At 47.6% G+C, this 462-nt stretch carries 2 tRNA genes; both read left to right on the top strand.

Annotated elements, in window-relative coordinates:
• The first annotated feature begins 145 nt into the window (after window positions 1–145).
• Window positions 146–219, top strand: a tRNA-Ile gene (locus E4631_RS25740).
• Window positions 220–256: 37 nt separating this feature from the next.
• Window positions 257–330: transfer RNA gene (locus E4631_RS25735), tRNA-Ala, on the top strand.
• Window positions 331–462: the final 132 nt, after the last annotated feature.

Here is a 462-nt window from a genome sequence, read left to right as displayed (position 1 = left end):
CTGGATCACCTCCTTTCTGGAGCACTCTTGCTCGAGACACTGGTAGTTGATTCGATTCGCTCCACACTTATAAAAATGTCTGTTTCCTCCATTCAATAATTTCATCGGATTCTGGGCTTGTCTCGCAAGAGAAAAGTCCGAACCCGGGCTTGTAGCTCAGGTGGTTAGAGCGCTACACTGATAATGTAGAGGTCCCTGGTTCGAGTCCAGGCAGGCCCACTGGCAGCAGCGGGTTTCTGCTTGAATGTCAACTTCTGGGGGATTAGCTCAGCTGGCTAGAGCACCTGCCTTGCACGCAGGGGGTCAACGGTTCGACTCCGTTATCCTCCACTGATTATACTTGCTGATTGTGCAAGTAGATTATGATATTGGTTTAGCGGGAAGTAATTCAGCTATTCCACATTTACTACCGAAAGGGTAGTAGACGTTCTTTGACGTAAGGGAAAATAAGAGAGAGAAAAA

Origin of the sequence: Hymenobacter sp. UV11 (genome assembly GCF_004684095.1) — a bacterium.
In the GTDB taxonomy this organism is placed as follows: domain Bacteria; phylum Bacteroidota; class Bacteroidia; order Cytophagales; family Hymenobacteraceae; genus Hymenobacter.
The sequence above is the reverse complement of the archived record's forward strand: the minus strand, read 5'-3'. Positions and strand labels throughout refer to the sequence as shown.